Source organism: Arthrobacter sp. JCM 19049 (assembly GCF_001310435.1).
Map to the genome: position 1 here is coordinate 1 of NZ_BAXF01000443.1, position 1,768 is coordinate 1,768.

Below are 1,768 nucleotides of genomic sequence, written 5' to 3' on the forward strand. Positions count from 1 at the left end.
CCAGCCAGCCGGCGCCACGTAGAGTGCGACCCGGGTTTCGGCGCTCAACGCCAGCAGCACCACCACAAAGCCCATGAACGCCAGCGCCGCCCAGGCGCTCAGGCTGCCGCCGGGCACCTCGAACGCGTTGCGCTTGCCGCCGGTGCGTCCCATTTCACGGCGCATCGACAGGTAGGAGGCCAGGATCATCACCCACACCCAGACGGTGGCGAAGGTGGCCAGCGAGGCGATCATCAGGAACAGCTGCTCGGGCAGCAACACGTTGAGCACCACCCCGATCACCAGCACCAGCACCATCACCAGCACGGTCATCCACGGCACCCCGTTGGCCGAGACCCGGGTGAAGGAGCGCGGGGCCAGGCCCTTCAGGGACAGGGCGTAGAGCATCCGCCCGGCGCCGAAGGTGTCCGCGTTGATCGCGGAGATCGCCGCGGTGATCACCACGAAGTTCAGTACGTGGGCGGCGGCCGGGATGCCCAGCGCGTCGAAGATCTGCACGAACGGGAGGTGGTCCCGTCGATCTGGCGCCAGTCGAAGAGCATCATGATCACGGCCAGCGAACCGACGTAGAACAGCAGGATCCGCCACGGCACCGTGTTGATCGCGGCGGGCACCGCCCGGGCCGGGTCATCGGCCTCCCCGGCGGTGATGCCGATGGTCTCGATGCCGCCAAAGGCGAACATCACCACGGCGAAGGAGAGCAGCAGGCCGGTAAAGCCGTTGGGGAACAGGGTGCCGGCGGCCAGCAGCGTGTCCAGGCCCGGGGCAGTGTCCTGCCCGGGGGCGTGGAACCCGAAGACGATCAGCGCGGCGCCGGCCACAATCATCGCCACGATCGCGCTGACCTTGATCACCGCCAGCCAGAATTCGGTTTCCCCGAACACCTTGACCTTCATCAGGTTGATCACCAGGATCAGCAGCACCACCGCCGCCACCCAGATCCAGCGCGGGACCTGCGGAAACCAGAAGCTCATGTAGATGCCGAACGCGGTGACGTCGGCGATCGCCACGATCGCCATCTCAAAGGTGAATGTCCAGCCGGTGACGAATCCGGAAAAACGCCCCAGGTAGCGCGCGGCGTAGTGCGCGAAGGAGCCGGAGACCGGGTGCTTGACCGCCATCTCGCCCATGGCGCGCATCACCACGAACACCGCGGCGCCGCCGATCATGTACGCGAAGAGCACCGCCGGTCCGGCGGCCTGGATGGCGGCCGAGGAGCCGTAGAACAGCCCGGTGCCGATGGCCGATCCCAGGGCCATGAAGCGGATGTGTCGGGCATTCAGACCCCGGGCGAGGGCCTGCTGGGTTTCACTCACGGTGCGAACTCGGTTCCTGGTTGGCTAGATTGGAGTCGGTGACGCGCCTACCGCGCACCGCTCTGCCGGCCTTGCGCCGGCACCTGCGCGGCGGTGGACGTCGAACCGTGAAAATCATACGCGCTGCCGCGCCCCTTTTGGGTACTGATGTGGCGCAAGTCAATATGAGGTTGACCGCAGGCACGCGCCGGGGCCTGGGTGAAGGGGGAAGTGGTGGCCAGAAACCTGTCGTGGCGGGGAGTGTTCTTCGCCGGCGCGATCACGGCGATCGCCGGATTCGTGGACGGGGTGGGATTCATCCACTACTCCGGGTACTTCCTGTCGTTCATGTCCGGCAACTCCACCCGCTCCTCGGCGGCGCTGGCCAGCGGGGACGTGACCGGGTGGTGGCTGGCGATGGCGTTTGTCTCCTGCTTCGTGCTCGGGGTCATCCTGGCCACGCTGGTCGGCGC

Annotated in this window: 1 protein-coding gene and 1 pseudogene; one reads left to right on the plus strand and one right to left on the minus strand. The window is 67.1% G+C overall.

Features of this window, described 5'->3' with window-relative positions:
• Positions 1-1,259 (minus strand): annotated as a pseudogene (locus tag JCM19049_RS13185) (amino acid permease); the annotation flags it as partial.
• Positions 1,260-1,529: 270 nt separating this feature from the next.
• On the opposite strand from JCM19049_RS13185, the gene JCM19049_RS13190 reads away from it, so the two are divergent.
• The coding region (locus JCM19049_RS13190) for a DUF1275 family protein (RefSeq protein WP_279403199.1) at positions 1,530-1,768 on the plus strand (239 nt) is incomplete at its 3' end.